This is a genomic window from bacterium (assembly GCA_022616075.1).
Taxonomy (GTDB): Bacteria; Acidobacteriota; HRBIN11; order JAKEFK01; family JAKEFK01; genus JAKEFK01.
In genome coordinates this window covers 19994-37768 of the sequence record JAKEFK010000076.1, presented here as the reverse complement: position 1 = coordinate 37768, position 17775 = coordinate 19994, and the positions used below count along the sequence as shown (strand labels likewise).

Annotated in this window: 13 protein-coding genes; 6 read left to right on the top strand and 7 right to left on the bottom strand. The window is 47.6% G+C overall.

Translation table 11 applies throughout. The features are described 5' to 3' along the window. Positions 1-18: 18 nt before the first annotated feature. The 7 genes from L0156_06800 to L0156_06770 form a co-directional block, all read right to left on the bottom strand. Positions 19-948 carry a DUF4864 domain-containing protein gene (locus tag L0156_06800; protein ID MCI0602707.1) on the bottom strand — a complete coding sequence of 310 codons (930 nt, stop codon included), beginning with the start codon at positions 946-948 and terminating at the stop codon, positions 19-21. Positions 949-1107: 159 nt separating this feature from the next. Then, positions 1108-1749: a hypothetical protein gene (locus L0156_06795; protein ID MCI0602706.1), complete on the bottom strand. Its 642-nt coding sequence runs from the start codon at positions 1747-1749 to the stop codon at positions 1108-1110. 49 nt (positions 1750-1798) lie between these two features. Next, entirely contained in the window at positions 1799-3304 is a 1506-nt protein-coding gene (locus L0156_06790; protein ID MCI0602705.1) for a hypothetical protein, read from the bottom strand. Between the two features lie 14 nt (positions 3305-3318). Continuing rightward, a complete protein-coding gene (locus L0156_06785) occupies positions 3319-4572 on the bottom strand; it encodes a hypothetical protein (protein MCI0602704.1) in 1254 nt (417 codons plus the stop codon). 11 nt (positions 4573-4583) lie between these two features. Further along, positions 4584-6656 (bottom strand): hypothetical protein, encoded by a 2073-nt coding sequence (locus tag L0156_06780; GenBank protein MCI0602703.1) that lies wholly within the window; start codon positions 6654-6656, stop codon positions 4584-4586. Between the two features lie 201 nt (positions 6657-6857). Then, the gene (locus tag L0156_06775) at positions 6858-9794 is read right to left on the bottom strand and encodes a histidine kinase (protein MCI0602702.1); all 2937 of its coding nucleotides are present in this window, start codon (positions 9792-9794) and stop codon (positions 6858-6860) included. A gap of 66 nt (positions 9795-9860) precedes the next feature. Then, positions 9861-10544: a response regulator transcription factor gene (locus L0156_06770; protein ID MCI0602701.1), complete on the bottom strand. Its 684-nt coding sequence runs from the start codon at positions 10542-10544 to the stop codon at positions 9861-9863. Positions 10545-10699: 155 nt separating this feature from the next. Between L0156_06770 and L0156_06765 the strand changes: the two genes are divergently transcribed. The 6 genes from L0156_06765 to L0156_06740 all read left to right on the top strand — a co-directional run bounded on the left by L0156_06765 (position 10700) and on the right by L0156_06740 (position 17775). Beyond that, positions 10700-11851 (top strand): hypothetical protein, encoded by a 1152-nt coding sequence (locus tag L0156_06765; GenBank protein MCI0602700.1) that lies wholly within the window; start codon positions 10700-10702, stop codon positions 11849-11851. An 11-nt stretch (positions 11852-11862) separates the two neighbouring features. Further along, on the top strand, positions 11863-13464 hold the full coding sequence (locus tag L0156_06760; protein ID MCI0602699.1) for a hypothetical protein: 1602 nt from the start codon (positions 11863-11865) through the stop codon (positions 13462-13464). A 158-nt stretch (positions 13465-13622) separates the two neighbouring features. After that, the gene (locus L0156_06755) at positions 13623-14084 is read left to right on the top strand and encodes a division/cell wall cluster transcriptional repressor MraZ (protein MCI0602698.1); all 462 of its coding nucleotides are present in this window, start codon (positions 13623-13625) and stop codon (positions 14082-14084) included. Positions 14085-14277: 193 nt separating this feature from the next. Then, the gene (gene rsmH, locus L0156_06750; GenBank protein MCI0602697.1) at positions 14278-15249 is read left to right on the top strand and encodes a 16S rRNA (cytosine(1402)-N(4))-methyltransferase RsmH; all 972 of its coding nucleotides are present in this window, start codon (positions 14278-14280) and stop codon (positions 15247-15249) included. 98 nt (positions 15250-15347) lie between these two features. Then, on the top strand, positions 15348-15725 hold the full coding sequence (locus L0156_06745; GenBank protein MCI0602696.1) for a cell division protein FtsL: 378 nt from the start codon (positions 15348-15350) through the stop codon (positions 15723-15725). After that, complete coding sequence (locus L0156_06740; protein MCI0602695.1) at positions 15694-17775, top strand: hypothetical protein; 2082 nt, start codon at positions 15694-15696, stop codon at positions 17773-17775. The genes L0156_06745 and L0156_06740 overlap by 32 nt, the downstream gene beginning before the upstream one ends.

Below are 17775 nucleotides of genomic sequence, written 5' to 3'. Positions count from 1 at the left end.
AGCGACTTTGCGTTAAATCTAGAGTTCGAATTCGGCAGACGAAGATGTATCGCGACCGGAAACTTTATCATGAACGGTGATCTGGCATTCATATCTGCCACGCTGATAAGAAGAGGGAATCCTTAGTGAGTTCCATAAATCGGCATAACCGTAATCTCCGAATTCCTCCATCGTCTTGATCCCATCCTGGGAAAGTTCAGGAAGCAGGTTTCCATCCGGACCATATGTCTTCAGATCCTGTACCAGATGCATGCGCTGCTGGTTACCGCTTTTATCTAATTCAAATCCAACAACTCTAAAACGAACCGTAATGACGGCAAGATCCCCTTCCTGCGCCTTTTCGACAGTCACGTTTTCCAGACGAACGGAGGAAGGACTTTGTTCGAACAAACTATCGAGGGGACTCTTTTTCTCTTCGGTAACCGGCGCGGGATGATTTTCTCCCTGACGTTGAGCCAATCCCGTGTTTCCAAGATCAATATATTGAACTTTCCAACTGCGGCCCTCCTTAACAAGATGGTATTCGGCAGGAGATGCAGAACCTTCCATGCTTACAAGATTTCCCTTTAGTTTTGCAACACCTTGCTCGATTTCTCGATTGTTGGAAGTAAATTCCTTGGAGTTTTTCAACTGCGGATTTCCGCTTACGAAATCCTGAAAACTTTGATAATTCGTTATTTGTTTAAAATTTTCCGAACAGTACGAGTAAGCTTTCTCCATATTGTTTTCTTTCAAGGCATTCAATTGCATGTTGACTACTTTCAAGGGATCGCCCGTGACTTTGAAAATGTAGTAAACAAAAATACCAATCGCAGCACCGAAAATGAGCAATAGAAGACACCCCGCGCCTGCAATCAGCGCGTATTTTCCGATGCCTGCTTCCTGCGGAGGCGCGGGCGGAACGGGAGGCGGCACCGGAGGCGGATACTGTGGATACTGATCATCCATACCTGTCGCAATTATATCAGCTTCCTACTGCCAAAATGCCGGTCCTAATTGATGCAGAGTCGCAGCGCGCTAGAAGATAGATCTCCTAGTTTTTTGAATTTCTTGCTTTGAAAACAAGAATCTGTTCGGGTGGCATTGTACGCACCCCAAGGCCCAAGATCAATAGCAGCAGTAACTGGCGTGAACTCCTAACGCCGAGTAGTAGATCAGCGTTATCACACTGCATCTGCATGTAATGCCGCCCCCATAAAGTGCAGCGTGAGCAGACTCCGTTTCCATCAGTTGTAGCACGCTTCCCAGCGTTATGTTCGCGATGGTTTCCAGGGCAGTGGGTTTTCGCATGGACGCGCTGAACCTGGTGGACAGATCGGCCAGTTCTGCATCCACAAATTTCTTCGGATTTGCGAATAAATGGAATGGACCACCTGCCTGGTTCACTTCAGCAAGTTCTGCTAATTTCCCTGCTTTTTTTAGCCGCGCAGCGACGAGTTGATCAAATGTGGCTATTTCGCCGTTTTGCCGTATGGCCGAAGACAGCTCCTGCACTGCCTGCTCAAACTGTCCGGAGAGGTTCTTTACTTGTGCAAATCTGGTTGAAGCATTTGCTGGAAGTTCCTTGCTCTTCTCTAAGTCGGCTTTGAGCGAAGTTACCGCATCCAGAAACGGTTTAAACTTTTGCGCGTTTGGCTGTGGTGTCTTCAGCTGCCATACCGTTGGATCGCCCGCCAGTAGCAAGCTTGAACTACAGACAATGATTGCGCATGCAAGCGCAACAAGTCCGAAATTTTTCTGTGATTTCATAATTCTCCTCCTATTTTCTTGTGATTGCATCTTTCCATCCATTGATTTTTCAATCGTTATCTGCAATGAGAATTCCGACGCTACTATTTGGCTGGCTTATCTCGTAGGCCGCATTATCAACGAGGTTGATAATCGCCGTCTCGCTCTGTTCGGAAATTGAATCGTCCACCGGTGTTACGGTAACGAGCACAAAAGTTTCCCCGGCCGGTATTTCAGCAGAATCCAGTATTCCAGCCGGTAACAAATAATCCTCGTTTTGATTTGCGCGATTGAATCCGATGCCGATGGTATTCAAAAAGACTCGTAGTTCTGTGGTCGTTGCGCCGGTCCGAACGATACGGAAAACTCCGGGGTCTTGTCCGTTTTCAGATGCATCGCCATCAACCAGGATGGTGGAGACTCGGGGTAGGTCGTTATCCAAAATAAGAACTGTTTGAGTCTGATCAGCTTCCAGGTTATACGTCCCGAAGCCAGGATTAAGTCGAATTGCTACGAACTCTGTTCCCTCTGATGTCGTGTCGTTGATTGGAGTCACGGTGATATTTGCAGAGTCGGAACCGGGTGAGATCGTGATCGAACCGGACAGATTCTGAAAGTCGACCCCATTGGTTGCGGGCTGACCCTGAGCTGTAAAGTTCGCCCTTGGGTTCACAGTGTAAGTAACGGCCACAGGACTTTGCAGATCGCCATTTCTTGTAACTTTCAAAACGGCAGGATCTGGCCCGGTTTCGTTTGCGTTAGAATCCAGCGAGCTCAAAGTGATTGTTGGAGTGATGTCGTTATCAACAATTGTGACTTTTGCACTCTTAGAATCGTCAACGCGGTAGCCGTCAGCAGGCAACAATGTAACTATCACCGTTTCGTCAGGATCGCGAACGGTATCATCTTTTGGAACCACACCAACACCTGTGGTCGCCTCATTGACTCCAAAAGAGATGGTCGATCCGATGGAGTTGTAATCAACGCCGTTGGTAGCAGTTCCGCTAATAGCACACCTCACCTGAAGCGCGGCCCCCGTTGGGCCGGTGCGGCTTAAATGAAAAATTATGCTTCGGCTGTCGCTTTCCGTTGGAGCATCCGCTCCCGAATCCAGTTTCAGAGAAACCACTGGTTCATCATCCAGAATCGTAAACGATGCCGCATCAGGCGAGCCCACAACGTAGCTGTTTCCAATCGAAGGTGGAACGATTCTTAACTGAATGGTCTCATTTCCTTCGCCAGTAGAATCGTTTTTTAACCTAACCTCGATGATGGCAGTGTTCGACTTTGCAGGAAACGAAAATACACTTGATACCAGCTCATAATCCTGACCGTTCGTAGCAGTTCCTGTTATTTTCATTTGTGCGGTTAAAGCAGTGGCTGTGCTGCCTGTTCGTCTTGCTTGAAAGGACACGCTCGATTCGGCCTCCGTTACCGGAGGATGCGGCGGAGGAAAGATCGTGACAACCGGTTGTGCTGAAGCGAGCCCTGACAGATGTATAAGCAAGCTCAGGATGCCAAAACTCTTTAAACCGCCAAGACGCCAAGGTCGCCAAAAAAAATCTAATTTTTGCATTGCAGTTTTGGTTCTCACAATTTGCCGATTTTGAGAGTCCGCCATTCCGTAGAGGCCGTTTCTTTGCCTGAAGGATCAATGGCAGTAATCCTCCAGGTGAGAAAACCGTCCGCAGCTTTTTCCTTCAGCCATGCCGGCGCGCGATACATTGCGAGCCCCGGTTTCAAGATGGCTGAGAGAACGGTTTGTTGGTGCGAATTTCTTACTTCGAGTTGATAAAAGGATACGGACAGATTTTCGCTCCAGCTAAAATCGATTGTTTGATCCGGAGCAATGACTGCACGATCGAGAGGCAAAAGCTGTTGCAAATCGTTGGTAAGCAGAACCAGGTCACCCCGAGCACTTCCAACGTAATAACGCAGTACAGGTAAAGGAAATCCTGCCACGGCACCAGCATGCACGATGCCTGTGCCCGCGCCGGCTCTATCAAGACTGGAATCTGCTTCTTTGTCATCCGATGCTTCAATCCGTAACAGAACCTGATAGAGACCCGTTACCTCCTTTGGTAAACGCGCAGCATCGGGTCCTTTCAACACATACTTCCCCGTTGGTGGCAGGAAAACATTAAAACGGTCCAACTCCGTGTAACGGCGTTGCAGCGGACGCTCTTCCACCGGTAATGTCGCCTCTGTCAGCAGGTCGCGCTCTTGCGGAGGTTCATCTCCCGGCTTTACGACTTCCCATCTTCCTTTTAGTCTGCCTGTTCCGTTATATACAATGCCTGCGTTTAAAGAGGGTGGCCGTTCTCCTTCCTTCACCGACAAAACGGTTTGATTCACATCAAATGCGAGTCTTACATCCACAAGTGAGAAAGGCACGCGGGCGCCTCCGCCTGCCATGCGACAGGTTACAAATACAAATTCATCCGGTCTCCCCACAGTGCTTACGAATCTACGAACGTAAAAGAAGCTTGATTTTGATCCATCCTGAGCAGCTTGATATGCGCGACGCGCAACGGAAGGAGGAATGGACATGATGTCGGTAAATCCCGTTTGGCCGCTGTAGCGAGATTGGTCGAATCGAATCGGCAGAACTCCGAATATTGTAGAAGGATCGCATTTGAAACCGATATCGGGTGCAGCCGGGATTAATTCTCCGCACCAGAAAGCTTCCACCGGCACCTGATTATTGAGTCCGCCAAACGTTATGAATACAGTAGTAGCCCCGCTGCTGTTCACATTGACTCCGTTTGGATCCCGATTGATCGCGGATGCTGTGACCAGCGGAAAGAATGCCAGAATTAGAAGACAGATAAATTGTCGTTTCATGGTTATCTCTCCTAAAGCAGGCTGAAGTTCACGCCGCTGGTTATGGTCCAACCTTCCAGCCGCTGATTAATTCCAAAAATCTGATCGTTGGTTTCACCAACCTGATTTGCGTAGCGTAGATAGAGCTGTCCCTGAGATGCTTTGAAGATGCCAAACCGGTACGACGTTTCGAGATTGATTCCGTAACTTTTGTTCTTGCTCGTGTCCGCTTCATCATGAGCCCTCGTGGTATTGAGGATGGAGCTGACAGCAAAGCGATCGGTTGCTTGCCAGTTTAAATTGAGACCGAATCTGCGAGTTAGATCCAGTCGCCCGGATTCATTATTCTTGGCACGCTCAAGATTCACATCGAAGTTCATAGAAAGTCTTGTCTTCGGATTGAGGCCGAGCGTGAAAGTATGGATGAGATTTCTTAGATCCGCATTTTCTCTGCCCGTTTGACGGTTATCGTGGGAAGATTGGCCCAACCGGTAACCAAAGCGCCACCTGGTCAGTTGCCAATCTGCTGAAGCGCTATGATTGCCGCTGATCTGGTCCGGCACGTGGGTTACTGCAAAATCGCTGTTGACCGGAAGCGAATCACCGAATTGATGTGTGCGGTTGTAAGCGTACGTCACTGCAGGCCACCAGGGATTCGGTCCCTGTCCACCCGGACCTCCAAACAGGGTTTGCAGAGGAAAGCCCAGACTTATCGTATTTCCACGTGTCAGCGTTTTCAGAATGGAAGGAACATCATCAAGGTTATCTTGACTTCGTGAATGGTTGATCTGAATCGAGATATCAGCGAAAGTTCCCTGCACTTCAAATACGTTTTGCATCCGGTCCGCCTGAACGAATGCCGCTACACTTTTGAAGAAGGGTTCCGCTCTTTCATGCCGGTAAGTCAGAGTAAAATTGGCCGTCTTGCTGCCCTTAAGTACTTTGTTCTGAAGGATACCGTAACTAAGATCAAGATAGCGGGCATCTTTATCTTCTTCGCGCACAGGCACAAGATTTACACCCTGGCTTAGTAACGGATCGTTTGGATTGATGAATTTACTTCTTGTGTATCCTCCTTCCAACCGTAACCTTTGACTGGCATCACTGAATTGAACCCGCAGGGCGGCGCCGCGACTTTCTTCAGCATCATTGACTACGTTTTGATTGAAATTGGTCAGTGGAAGGACTGATCCGTCCAAAATGGACGCTTCCACACGAAAGCCGCCTGGCCGCGACCGGTTCAGTTCAAGCCCGAATGTTGCACTGAGAATCTGATGCTTACGCGAGTTCAGTCCTACAAAATTGTCCCAACCTACGATGCTCGTTCCATTGATAGCTGCCATGGATAAATCTGCTGCCTTCCCGAATCTGTAGATCCCGGAAATTCCTCTGCTACTGAAAGAATTGATTAAATGGGGATTGGAACCGAAAGAAACGTGACCCAGTGAAATGCCGGCCGGACCCTTTTGCAAGGAAATCACATAGCTGGAAAGATCGATCAGCGGAGCATCCTTTCCTTCTGTCGCAAACCGCAGTGCTTCGTTTTCATAACTGGTGCCAATAACATTGGCTTGCCCGGTCAAAGTGAAATCACCACGCACAAACTCCGATTGAAAATTCGATTGCATTCCGAAATCCTGATAAGTTGATCTGGGAGGGGCATTCGTTGCTGGATCGTGGTTTTCATCCAGCTGGCCTTTATTATTCAGATCGATCTTAGGTGTAAATGTCGCCTTTTCAAATCCTCCGCGAGTGAGCACCTTGATGGGAAATCGCCCGACTTCAATCCACTGTTGCTCACTTGTTACGCGATAAACAATCACCTCTTTTTCACCGGCCGGCAGAGGCAATATCTGGGGGATGTATTTCAACGATGTTCCATTTGTTTCGAAAAGATTCGTCATATCTGTCGTGCCGATGAAAACAGCCAGTCTTCCATCCGATGGATTCAACGGTCTACTCATCTGAAGTTCAAGAGTTTCATTGCGCGAGATCCATCCCTTTGCGAGAAAATTTGCTGTGAGTGAAATTTCATCGGCAATACAGACGTGCGCAAACAATAGGACAGCGACATAACAAAAAATCTTGAAAATCCATCGCTTCATTGTTTCCTCCCACAGAAATCGTAGAACGCAGGATGGAGTTGCACACGAGAAGAAAGTATTGATTCGCGGCAATACTTTAGTATTGCCGCTGTTGAATAAGGTGGTAGGGGCGACCCTTGTGGTCGCCCTAGAGATTTGTAATCTCGAAGATGCGGGCGGGGACAAGCCCCGCCCCTACCAGCATTTTCGCTGGTGTGAGTATCAACTCAAATTCTGCAAGTTGATTTCGACGAATGTACCTTGTCCGGAACTACTTCGAATAGAACATTGCGCGCCCATCCGTGCAGCCCGCTCACGCATCCCGGCTAATCCATAATGACCATTACTGGACGCTGACTGAACGTTAAAACCGCAGCCATCATCTATAACAGACAAATTGACAGATGTTGGTTCGTAGTTAATTTTGACGCTCAGATTTTGTGCTCTACCGTGTTTGATTGTGTTTTGAACCGATTCCTGACAAATGCGTAATACTTCAGCCTGAATGTTTTCAGATAAAGGAACAGGACTGCCGCTTACATCAAAACGAAATGCAAGATTCGTATCTTGAAGCTGCTGACTTACCATGCTACGAATGGCTTCGGGAAAATCTGCTGGAGCCAATGATAACGGCCGTAAATCTCCGATTGCACGGCGAACCTCCCGTACACTTTGACGTGCTAGTTGCAGAGCGCGGTCCACGTGCTTTATTGAGTTTTCTTCCGATGATGATTGCGCTGTTTCCAATTGCAGCACCACACCAGCCACTCCCTGTGCCAGACCATCGTGAATTTCGCGAGCAATCCGCGCCCTTTCTTCAATCACTGCTTTAAACTCCGCACTGACCTTCTGAATGCGGTGCTGATGATAGGAAACAGCTACAAAAATGAAAATCACGCCACAAAGCGCATAAAACCAAGCAGTCTGATAAAAGTAAGGTCTTAAATAAAAGCTGATCTTAGCTCCGGATTCGTTCCACAAACCATCATTATTAGAGGCGATTACGCGAAACACATAATTTCCATGTGGAATGTGAGTGTAATAAGCAACCCTTCGTGTACCTGCATCCACCCATTGTTTGTCGTATCCTTCCAATTTGTATTTGAAGAACACCTTATCGGGAGCTACCAGACTTAATGCAGTGTAGTGAAATTCAAACTTTTCTTTTCCAGGAGCCAGTTCTGCTTTTTTACCAGTACCGGCATCCAATTTAAGGCCGTCCACAAAAATTTCTTCAATATGAACCGGAGGAGCAATCGTATTGGTGTCCAATTGCTCGGGATCAATCATGACTGCGCCTCTTGCAGATGGAAACCAGAGTTTTCCATTTCTTGATTTCATGGCTGCCGGTTGATTGCCGCACGCGAATTCAATGCTTTTCATTCCATCGGATTTTCCGAAAGCGGTAGACCGAACTGAGGAAATTTTTCCTGCGGCAAAATCATTTAGATCTTTTTTATTTACTTTGAAAATTCCTTTCGGAGTGCTGATCCAAAAATTATGTTTGGAATCTTCCAGGATATCGCCAACATTGTCTTCATATAATCCATGAATTCTTCGAATAGAAACCAACTTTCCATTCTGAAATCGTTTCAATCCTCCCCCCAGAGTTCCCATCCATAGAACATCATCGCCGTCAATATACATTGTGATTACCTGGTGTTGGAGCATGTCTTGTGAAATCATGATGGAAAATTTGCCATCTTTATAACGATTGATGCCTCCATCTTCAGTGGTGATGAGAAGACTTCCATCTTTTGCCTTACGAAAATTACTTACATAGGAAGTGGACAGTCCTTCTTTCACTGTGAACTTTTCTTTGATCGTTCCATTCTCCATGTAATTCACACCCTGTCCGAAATTTCCGATCCACATTGATCCGGAACGATCTTCGTACATGGAACGAATACTATCGCCTAAAAGCTTTTGAGTTTTCGAAAATGGCACGATGCTTTTCTCTTTTAAAACATGTAATCCAAATCCTGCGGAACCGATCCAAATTGTTCCTGTAGAATCCTCTACTACAGATCGCACGCCTCTATGTGAGGAAAGCGGAGATAGCGGAAAGTTCTCCACTTGACGATTCCGAAGACGGCTCATTCCGGAGCGAGTACCAATTAAAATGTCTTCATTTTTGGCTTCAAACAACGAAGTGACATCATCGTCTTCCAATCCTTCAGCTTTTGAAAAAGTAACAAATTTGCCATTGCTGAGACGAGCTATTCCTCTGTCCGCTGTGCCAACCCAAAGATTGCCTTCGCGATCTTCGCAAAGCGCGGGAACCTGGTTACCTATAAATCCCTGTTGAGGTGTAAAGCTTTCAAATACTTCATTGCGGAAACGAGTCAGGCCTCTATCGGTTCCAATCCAGAGATTGTCATCACGATCTTGAAGAAGAATGGGCGTGCCGTCTCCAGCTAAATGTTCGGGAGCCTTGTAAGTAGTCACATGATCATTTCGAATTCGATATAAGGCTGAATCGGAACCCACCCAAATGTCTCCCTTGCGATCCTGCAGTAAACAAAAAATATCCTTTTCTTCAATTCCAAAAAATTTTGAAAAGCGTCCATGATTGAATTGATATAACCCCCCACCAACGGTTCCAACCCAAAATTTTCCAGAACGATCTTCCAACGCAGACCAAACAACATTTCCCGGAAGACCTTCCTCTTTCCAATACTTCTTAAATTTCCCATTTTTCAATTGAAACAGTCCGTTCGGAGTACCGATCCACAAGCTATCCGATTTATCCTGATAAATATGAACAGGCCGCTCATCGGAAAGACCATCAGCCTTTCCATATTTGCGAAACTTCCCATCTTTGTAGGAAATCAGCCCTCCCCAATAGCATGCGATCCATAAAGTCCCATCAGAAGCTTCCAGAAGCCACATCATTTCCGGGAACTGTATTTCTTTCGTATTGGTCATATCGAATACGGTAAATTTGACCCCATCAAATCTCACCAGGCCATTACTGGTTGCTATCCACAAGTAGCCATCACGCGTCTGAACAATTGAATAAATTGTGGTGCTCGGAAGACCATCATCCATATCCCATGTACGATAAACATATTGTGTGATTGCGCGATCAGGATTCAGCGCAAAGGAAAGAACTGGAAGGGCCAAATAGAAAAAGCAACAGAGAATTTTGGATAACATACTTCAATTACAATTCCATCTAACCGTCGACTCCGAGAACCCAGGCTGTCTACCAGAACGGCGAAATTAATCCAGGTGCACGATGCCCCGCTTAAGCGCCTTTGTTACCGCTTCCGTTCGATCGGATGCATTGAGCTTCATCAGGATATTCGTGATGTGTCCTTTGACCGTAGATTCTGAGATGGAGAGCGCATCGGCTATCTCTTTGTTGATTTTGCCAAGAAGCATGTGTTTTAAAATCTCTAACTCGCGCAAAGTCAGCTCCGAAGCGAAGGGACGTTCGGCCAATTGCATTGCAACATCGGGTGGAATGAAGCGGTGGCCTGAATGCACCAGACGAATGGCGTCGAATAACTGGCGGCTGGAAGTTTCCTTTAATAAGTACCCCTTAGCGCCCGCTTGCAAGGCCCGGTGAATATCCTCATCGCCCGTACGAATGGTAAGAACGACGATACGCGCGTTCGGAAATTCTTTGCAGAGTTGAACCGTTGCTTCCACTCCGCCAACCTTTGGCATGGCAAGATCCATGAGAACCACATCCGGCCGATGTTTTCGGTACATATCCAACGCATCAGTACCGTCTGAGGCATCTGCAACCACAATCATATCCGGTTGAGTGGAGACAAGCGCCATCAACCCTTCGCGGATTAAAGGATGATCATCGATAACCGCAATCCGAATTTTATCTCCCTGTCCCATGTGTCTGTTTTTCCTATCTTCCGCGCATTGGGGTGCTCCTGTCAAATTCATGCTGGCCACAGCTACAAATAGATTATCGACCCTCCTGACATTTTGGTTGCGGAAGATCGAACCCTACTAAAGTTCTGCATGAATTTGGGACTAAAGTCGCATCCCGGTCTCGTCTCCTGATTCTAAGATTTCTTAATGAACCGCGAGGTAAAACAATGAAATTTCGAACGCTAATCCTTCTCGTTTCAATAATCATAGTGTTCAACAGTGTTTTACATGCATCGAGCGTAAGAGCAATCGTCAGGGAAAACAATGCATCCTTTGCGAACGTTCAGGACGCAGATGTTTGTTTGTTGGCGGCTGATGGATCTGTGCTGTCACAACAAACAGGTGATGGTGGGATAACAACATTCCAGAATGTTGTTCCGGGAAATTTCACGGTGCGGGCACATAAAACCGGATTCAATCCATTTTCTATCGATGCATTTGTTAAACCGAATACCGAATATCGCGTGGTGTTAGCGCTGACTGAAGGAAACTCCCCTCCTTTGCCTTGCAATGTAGTGGGGCCGCGAGATGTAACCGTGACATTTCAACAAATAACTGCGAACCCAGTCCCCACAGCGTCAATCGTAGATTATCGTTTGACCATCGATAATATCGGCCAGAGCAGCACTCCCACCGTGATCACAAGGATTGATCTTCCGCCCGGATTTCAATTTAACCAGACTCAAAATCCATCGTTCAATTTGACCTGTGGGGCAACCGGAGGAACCGGCGGTACATCCGTGAGAGTTAGATGCACCGTTTCAACACTAGGTCCCGCATCAAACGCCGCTGTGAACATCAAGTTGGTGACGCCTTCGAATGTTTCCGGAAATCCACAAATTTTTTCGCTTCAAGCTTTCGCGGATCCGGACAACACGGTCATTGAAGGAAACGAAGCGAACAACCATTCAAGTTTAAAAACACATGTAAACAACGCGCCGGATCTCGCTCCCGATGTCTCCGGATCAGACACGCAAGTTGCTCTGAAAAGGGAATATACGTACCAGGTTAGAGCCAGAAATCTGGGAAGCGTTGAAGCACCGAATGTCGTTGTAAGAGCCACTTTGCCGCCAGAAGCAGAATTTGTCCGTGCCGAGAACAACACATTTTCAAACTGTAACAACAGTGGTCAATTTGTGGATTGCCAGGCGAACATTCAGCCGGGAGAAATAAAAGCGGTTCGTGTGATTGCAAGACCAAGAGATTCGACGCCCCGGAATCGCCAGATGATTTTCACTCTAACGATTGACCCGAATAATTCCATCGCTGAAAGTCGTGAGTTTAACAACAACGCTGTTGTTAGCACCGTGACGCAATAACGGAGGCGATTATGAAGAACAGAACGGTTCTATTTTTCACGTTCCTGATCAATGCTTGGGGTCTCCCCTTGTTACTGGAAGCTGTGTCAAGTGTGAAGGTAACAGTACGACAGAACATATCAGGAGTACCGGTACTCCCCCAGGCCGAAGTGTGTTTAACAGCATCCGATGGCTCGGTGCGAAGACAGGAAACAGGAAACAATGGAGTTACTACGTTCCAGAACGTTCCTCCGGGAAATGTCAGCATTCGAGCGCAAAAGTCAGGATTTAACGGACAGGTGCAAAGTGGGACCATCGCTGATAATGTGGAACAACCATTCATATTCGCATTAAACCAGGGAAGTAACCCACTCATTCAATGCAATGAACAAGGACCCAATGCGGCCGACATTATGGTTTCGTTGCAACAAACATCACCTAGCACTGGTCCTGCTGTTATGGATTCCACCGTGCGCTATCGGCTGACTATAAGAAACAGTGGTCTGGCCGGTGCAAGCAATGTCATCGCAAGAGTCAACTTTCCGGATGGTTTTGGAACACCAACCGGCAGTGGCGCAGGCGTGACCTGCAACGAAATAAATCTCCCGGGAGCCATCGGCCCGATCGCTTTCTGTGAAGCAACGTTGCTTCCGGCAAACGGAGGATCACGAGTAGCCGATTTCACTCTAGCAACTCCTAAAACGCTCTCAACTGATTCGCAAGACTTCACGATCAATGTTGTCGCTGATCCGGGCAACGCGATTCCGGAAGGAAACAACGAAAATAACAATAGCGCAAGTCTCACCACAACTGTTCAGAAAAGACCCGATTTTACGGTCGAACTTTCGAATACTCCCGCAAGCAGCTCCAGTTCTTTTTCTTACACATTGAAAGTAAAAAATATTGGAGATAAAGCGGCTACTGCAGTAACCCACTGTGTTCTGCCGCAACAGACGACATTTGTACGGTTTGAAGATAGTACCTTTAACAATTGCAATTCGGGAGGCGGACACGTTTATTGCAATTCCGCAACCATGCAGCCTGATACGGAAAAGTCTGTTCGAATTGTTGCAAGAGCGGATGCGCCTGGAGGGACCCCGCTTAATTTCTCTGCCAAGGCTGACCCTACAAATGCGGTTGCAGAGAAAGATGAAACAAACAATGAAAGACAGCTTCAAACAACAGTGCAGGGGGTCAATCTTGAATTTGCTGAATTAGATCCTGAGTTGTTCAGCACTCCTTCGTTTCCTCTGCCTGGTGAAACCATATGGATTCTGGTAAACGTTAAAGTTCGAAACAGCGGATCGGGAAATGCCCCGTCGTCATCAGTGGAACTGAGGTCAGTACCATCCCCCTTTCAAGACAAGACTGCCAGCTGCGGAGCGCCCCGAGTGTTCGAAAGTGATGGGTGTCAAACACCGAATTCAGGCGAAGGATGCGGTCGCAATCCCTGCAGCATCAATGCACTGAATGCAGGGCAAACCAGCATCAGAAAAATTTTTTCGATCTCTGGGCATGATAATGATACGACTAAAACCAGCAGAGCCAGCTTTACAGTTTGCATTGATCCACAGGATCTGATTGACGAAACGAATGAAACAGATAACTGCCGGACATTTCTTGTTGATTATTAAAAGCATTTCTTCTGCTTGATTCCCTGGCGCCTTGGCGTTTTGGCGGTTTAACTACAAATCTGCTTGACAACCTTACCAAACAGGCGCATACTGGCCGCAGGTAAAAAAAGGCCTAAAATGGACGCAATAGGAGTTCCTCGGTTAGTTTAGGGACAAACATGGCTGCGCAAAGGAAACCAAATTTACGCGGCAGTACTCTTGCCACGGTCGACGAACAGGGTCGATTGAAAATCCCTACCATGTTTAAAGACATACTGGTGAAAAGCTACGGGTATAACTTCTTTATCACCAGCCTCACTGGAGAGAATGTTTTTGCGGTCCCACTTACGGTTTGGGAAGCTCGTGAAGAGCGCCTGATAAAAACCGCCTCCCTCAATCCTTCCCGACGCAAGTACCTGGATCGCGTGAATTATTTCGGAAGCGAAGTGACCATGGACAAACAGGGAAGAATTCTGGTTCCGGCTACACTGAGGGACTCCGCGGCCATACGCGGCGAGTTGCGTGTGCTTGGCAAAATCGATCATCTGGATATTTGGAACGAAGATCGATTTGCAAAACGCATCGCCGAAGAGGCACTTACCGAACAAGATCTTTTACAGTTATCGGAGCTTGGAATATGAACCGCCAAGGCGCCAGGTTCGCCAAGGAAGAGAAAAGAAGAATTTTTTCTTGGCGCCTTGGCGTCTTGGCGGTTTAAGCACTTATTCGGAGACATCCGAGACCCCTGAACTGCGCGGAACCTTTTCAGGTTCCGCGCAAGTTCGTCTGTGACTTTGTGTCGCTGTGGAGACGGCGCCACAAACGTGCAGACGAATGCATACGCCGGTATTGATAACGGAAAGCATTGACTTTCTCAGCTGCCGGCCGGGTGGATTTTACGTAGACTGCACACTGGGGATGGGTGGGCATGCCGAAAGAATTCTTGAGGTTTCGGCGCCCGATGGAAGACTGCTGGCGTTAGATCGAGATGAAGAGGCAGTGCGATTTACAGAAAATCGCCTGATTTCTTACGAGAACCGCCTAACCGTGGTTCATGAGGATTATCGGATGTTGAGGGGTATTTTAGATCGGACTCAGTCGCCTGAACCAAACGGAATCCTTGTGGACCTCGGGCCTTCCATGTTGCAGTTCACTTCCGCTGAACGCGGCTTCAGTTTCCAAAAAGAAGGTCCACTCGACATGCGAATGGATCGCAGACAGACGCTCACAGCTGAATGGATCCTCAATCATTTCTCTGGCGAGCAGCTCCTGAAATTGATCAGAGAATACGGAGAGGAACCCTCTGCGCGGGCCATCACAACCAGAATCCTTGAAGAAAGGAAAAAGTCTCCCATTCAAACAACCGCACAACTGACAGCAATCATAGAAAGTGTCAAAAAAAGAAGACCGGGCGACAAGATTCATCCGGCAACAAAAACATTTCAGGCGCTCAGGATCGCGGTCAATGGCGAGCTGGAAGGACTGGACAAGTTCGTTTTCGATGCCTTTGATTCGCTTGCACCCGCTGGTCGCATGGTTGCGATTGGCTTTCATTCATTGGAAGACCGGATCATCAAACACTCATTTCAGTTTTTATCGGCGGCTTGCCGTTGTCCGAAACGAATTCTGCAATGCATCTGTGGCGGCAAGCCGCTGTCCAAATTGCTGACTAAAAAACCGGTCACCGCTTCTGCGAAAGAAGTCGAAGCAAATCCTGCAAGCAGAAGCGCCAAACTTCGCGCCATTGAAAAGATCGCCGGGACAGCCCCGCGTGATTTATGGCCCGAATGGTTACAAGAAAAATGAAAATCAACGCAAAGACGCAAAGACGCAGAGTCGCAAAGACTAAAAAAATTTCTTATCTCTGCGTCTTTGCGTCTCTGCGTTAAAAATGAAGAATTTTTATGAATCGAGTTTACATACAGTCGAACAGGTTGCCGAAGCAGGAACCGATCAAAGAACGGGATCCTGTGCAGTTTCGAAGCTTGATGTTGATACTTGTCTCCTGCTCCCTGATTGTTCTGGGGATCATCTCCTATATATGGAGGGGCGTGGAGATCATGACGATGGGGTATAAGATGCGGGATATTTATACGCAGCAACGACTGATCAAGGAACAACGTCAGAAGTTAATTCTGGAACGGGAAGCTCTTCGTTCGTTGAAAAGAGTAGAAGAGATAGCTTTGTCCGAGCTCAATCTCGTGAAGCCGAATCCGGACCAAATTGTCATTTTATCGAATCAAACAAAAAATGATCGCCAGACCATACCAGCACCGAAGTAAGCGAGGCGCCACGGGGCTTCTCCGCGCGCGTTTTCAGTTCTCGCTACTTCTTTGCCTGATCTGGACCGGAATTATTTTATTGAAGCTCTTTTATGTGCAGGTGATTCAGCACGATTACTACACTACACGCGCCAATAAACAACGAAACAGTGTAATCCCCTTGCTTCCTGAACGTGGGCCTATTGTGGACCGGAAAGGCAGGCCGCTGGCTATCTCAGTTCCCATGGTTTCCATTTATGCGGTTCCCGAAGCGATGGGCAAAGATCCGGAAGTCACTTTCCAGACGATTGCTAAAGTGATTCCTGTAAACGTAAAAGAGCTGGTATCGGCTTCTAAGACTCGCACTTTCATATGGATTGCGAGGAAAATTTCTCAACAGATCGCTGACAGGATCAAGAAACAAAATCTTCCGGGAATTTATTTCACTCAGGAAAGCAGGCGTTTTTATCCCAATAAAGAGCTCGCGGCTCATGTGCTTGGTTTTGTCGGAATGGATAACAAAGGATTGAGCGGTGTAGAGTTTCAATACGAGTCTGTTGTTTGCGGTGTTCCGGGCAAGCTTCCCGCTTTGCGCGATGCGAAAAAAAGACTGCTATTCTCAGGCGCCAGCACTCTGCCTACTGTTGGCCGCACGATACAACTGACGATTGATGCAGCGATTCAACACATAGCGGAAGAAGAACTGCGCGCGGTGGTGGAAGAACAAAGAGCCGAAAGCGGCGCCGTGATTATCATGAATCCTTATACCGGTGAGATTCTGGCTCTCGCAAACGAACCTTCCTTCAATCCGAATGTATACCGGCAATATCCAGCCAACCGTTGGAAAAACCGCGCGATTCAGGATTATTTCGAACCGGGGTCGACTTTCAAGCCGGTTGTCGCCTCCGCCGCTTTGGATCGCAATCTCGTTGATCCGGAAGATGAATTCGATTGTCAGCATGGATCCATCAGCGTCAACGGCCACATCATGAAGGACCACAAGCCATTTGGAGTTCTGAATTTCCGTCAGATCATCCAAAAATCCAGCAACGTCGGCACAATCAAAATCGGCATGATCGTGGGTCCGCAGTCCTTATTTCAATACGCCACAGCTTTCGGATTTGGTCAAAAGACGGGAATTGATCTACCCGGCGAAGCTCCGGGAATTCTGCGCCATCCCAATAAATGGTCGGCAATCTCCATTGGCGCAATTTCCATCGGACAGGAATTGGGTGTAACTCCCATTCAAGTGGTACGCATGATGAGCGCCATCAGCAATGGAGGTTATCTCCCGACTCCCCATTGTGTTTCAAAAATTTCTGATTCTGCCGGTGAACTGAAACAAACTGTGTTCGCTCAACCACAATCTTTGCCGATCAAACACGAATCCATCGCAACCCTCCAGACCTTCGTCGAATCTGTTGTAGACGAAGGAGGCTCCGGATTGAAGGCTGAGATTCCCGGCTACTCGGTAGCGGGAAAAACGGGAACCGCTCAGGTGATCGGACCATCCGGTAGCTACGCTGATGGCGGCTACATTGCATCTTTTGTTGGTTATGTTCCGGCGCAGAAACCGGCCTTTGCGATGATTGCTCTAATCCGTGGTCCAAAAAAGGAACACTATGGTGGGAGAGTAGCTGCCCCTCTCTTCCGGAAAATCGGACAACAGGTGTTAAAGTATCTGGACATTCCCCCTGATCAGGTACTCAATAACCCTGCAATTCAAGTTGCATCCGCGCTCCCCCGCGTTGGAAACGCAACCCAAGTCCCGGAAGGTATCGAGACGGTAAACTACGCTCCTCCTGAACAGCATCACAAGCTCGAGATAGCCACTGACGACGACAAGGCCTCCGGGCTTGTGATGCCTTCTTTTTATGGAAAAACAGCAAGCGAAATCGTGCAGGCTTTCTCGAAAGTAAACAGACCATTTCGTCTGCTCGGAACCGGCACAGTGATTAAACAATGGCCCCCTCCTGGAACATTGTTAACCCAGGATGATCTTTCTATTATTACGTTAGGTACTACAAGCCAGAACGTCACGCAAACAGATCGGAATGTTGTTCGAAAATAA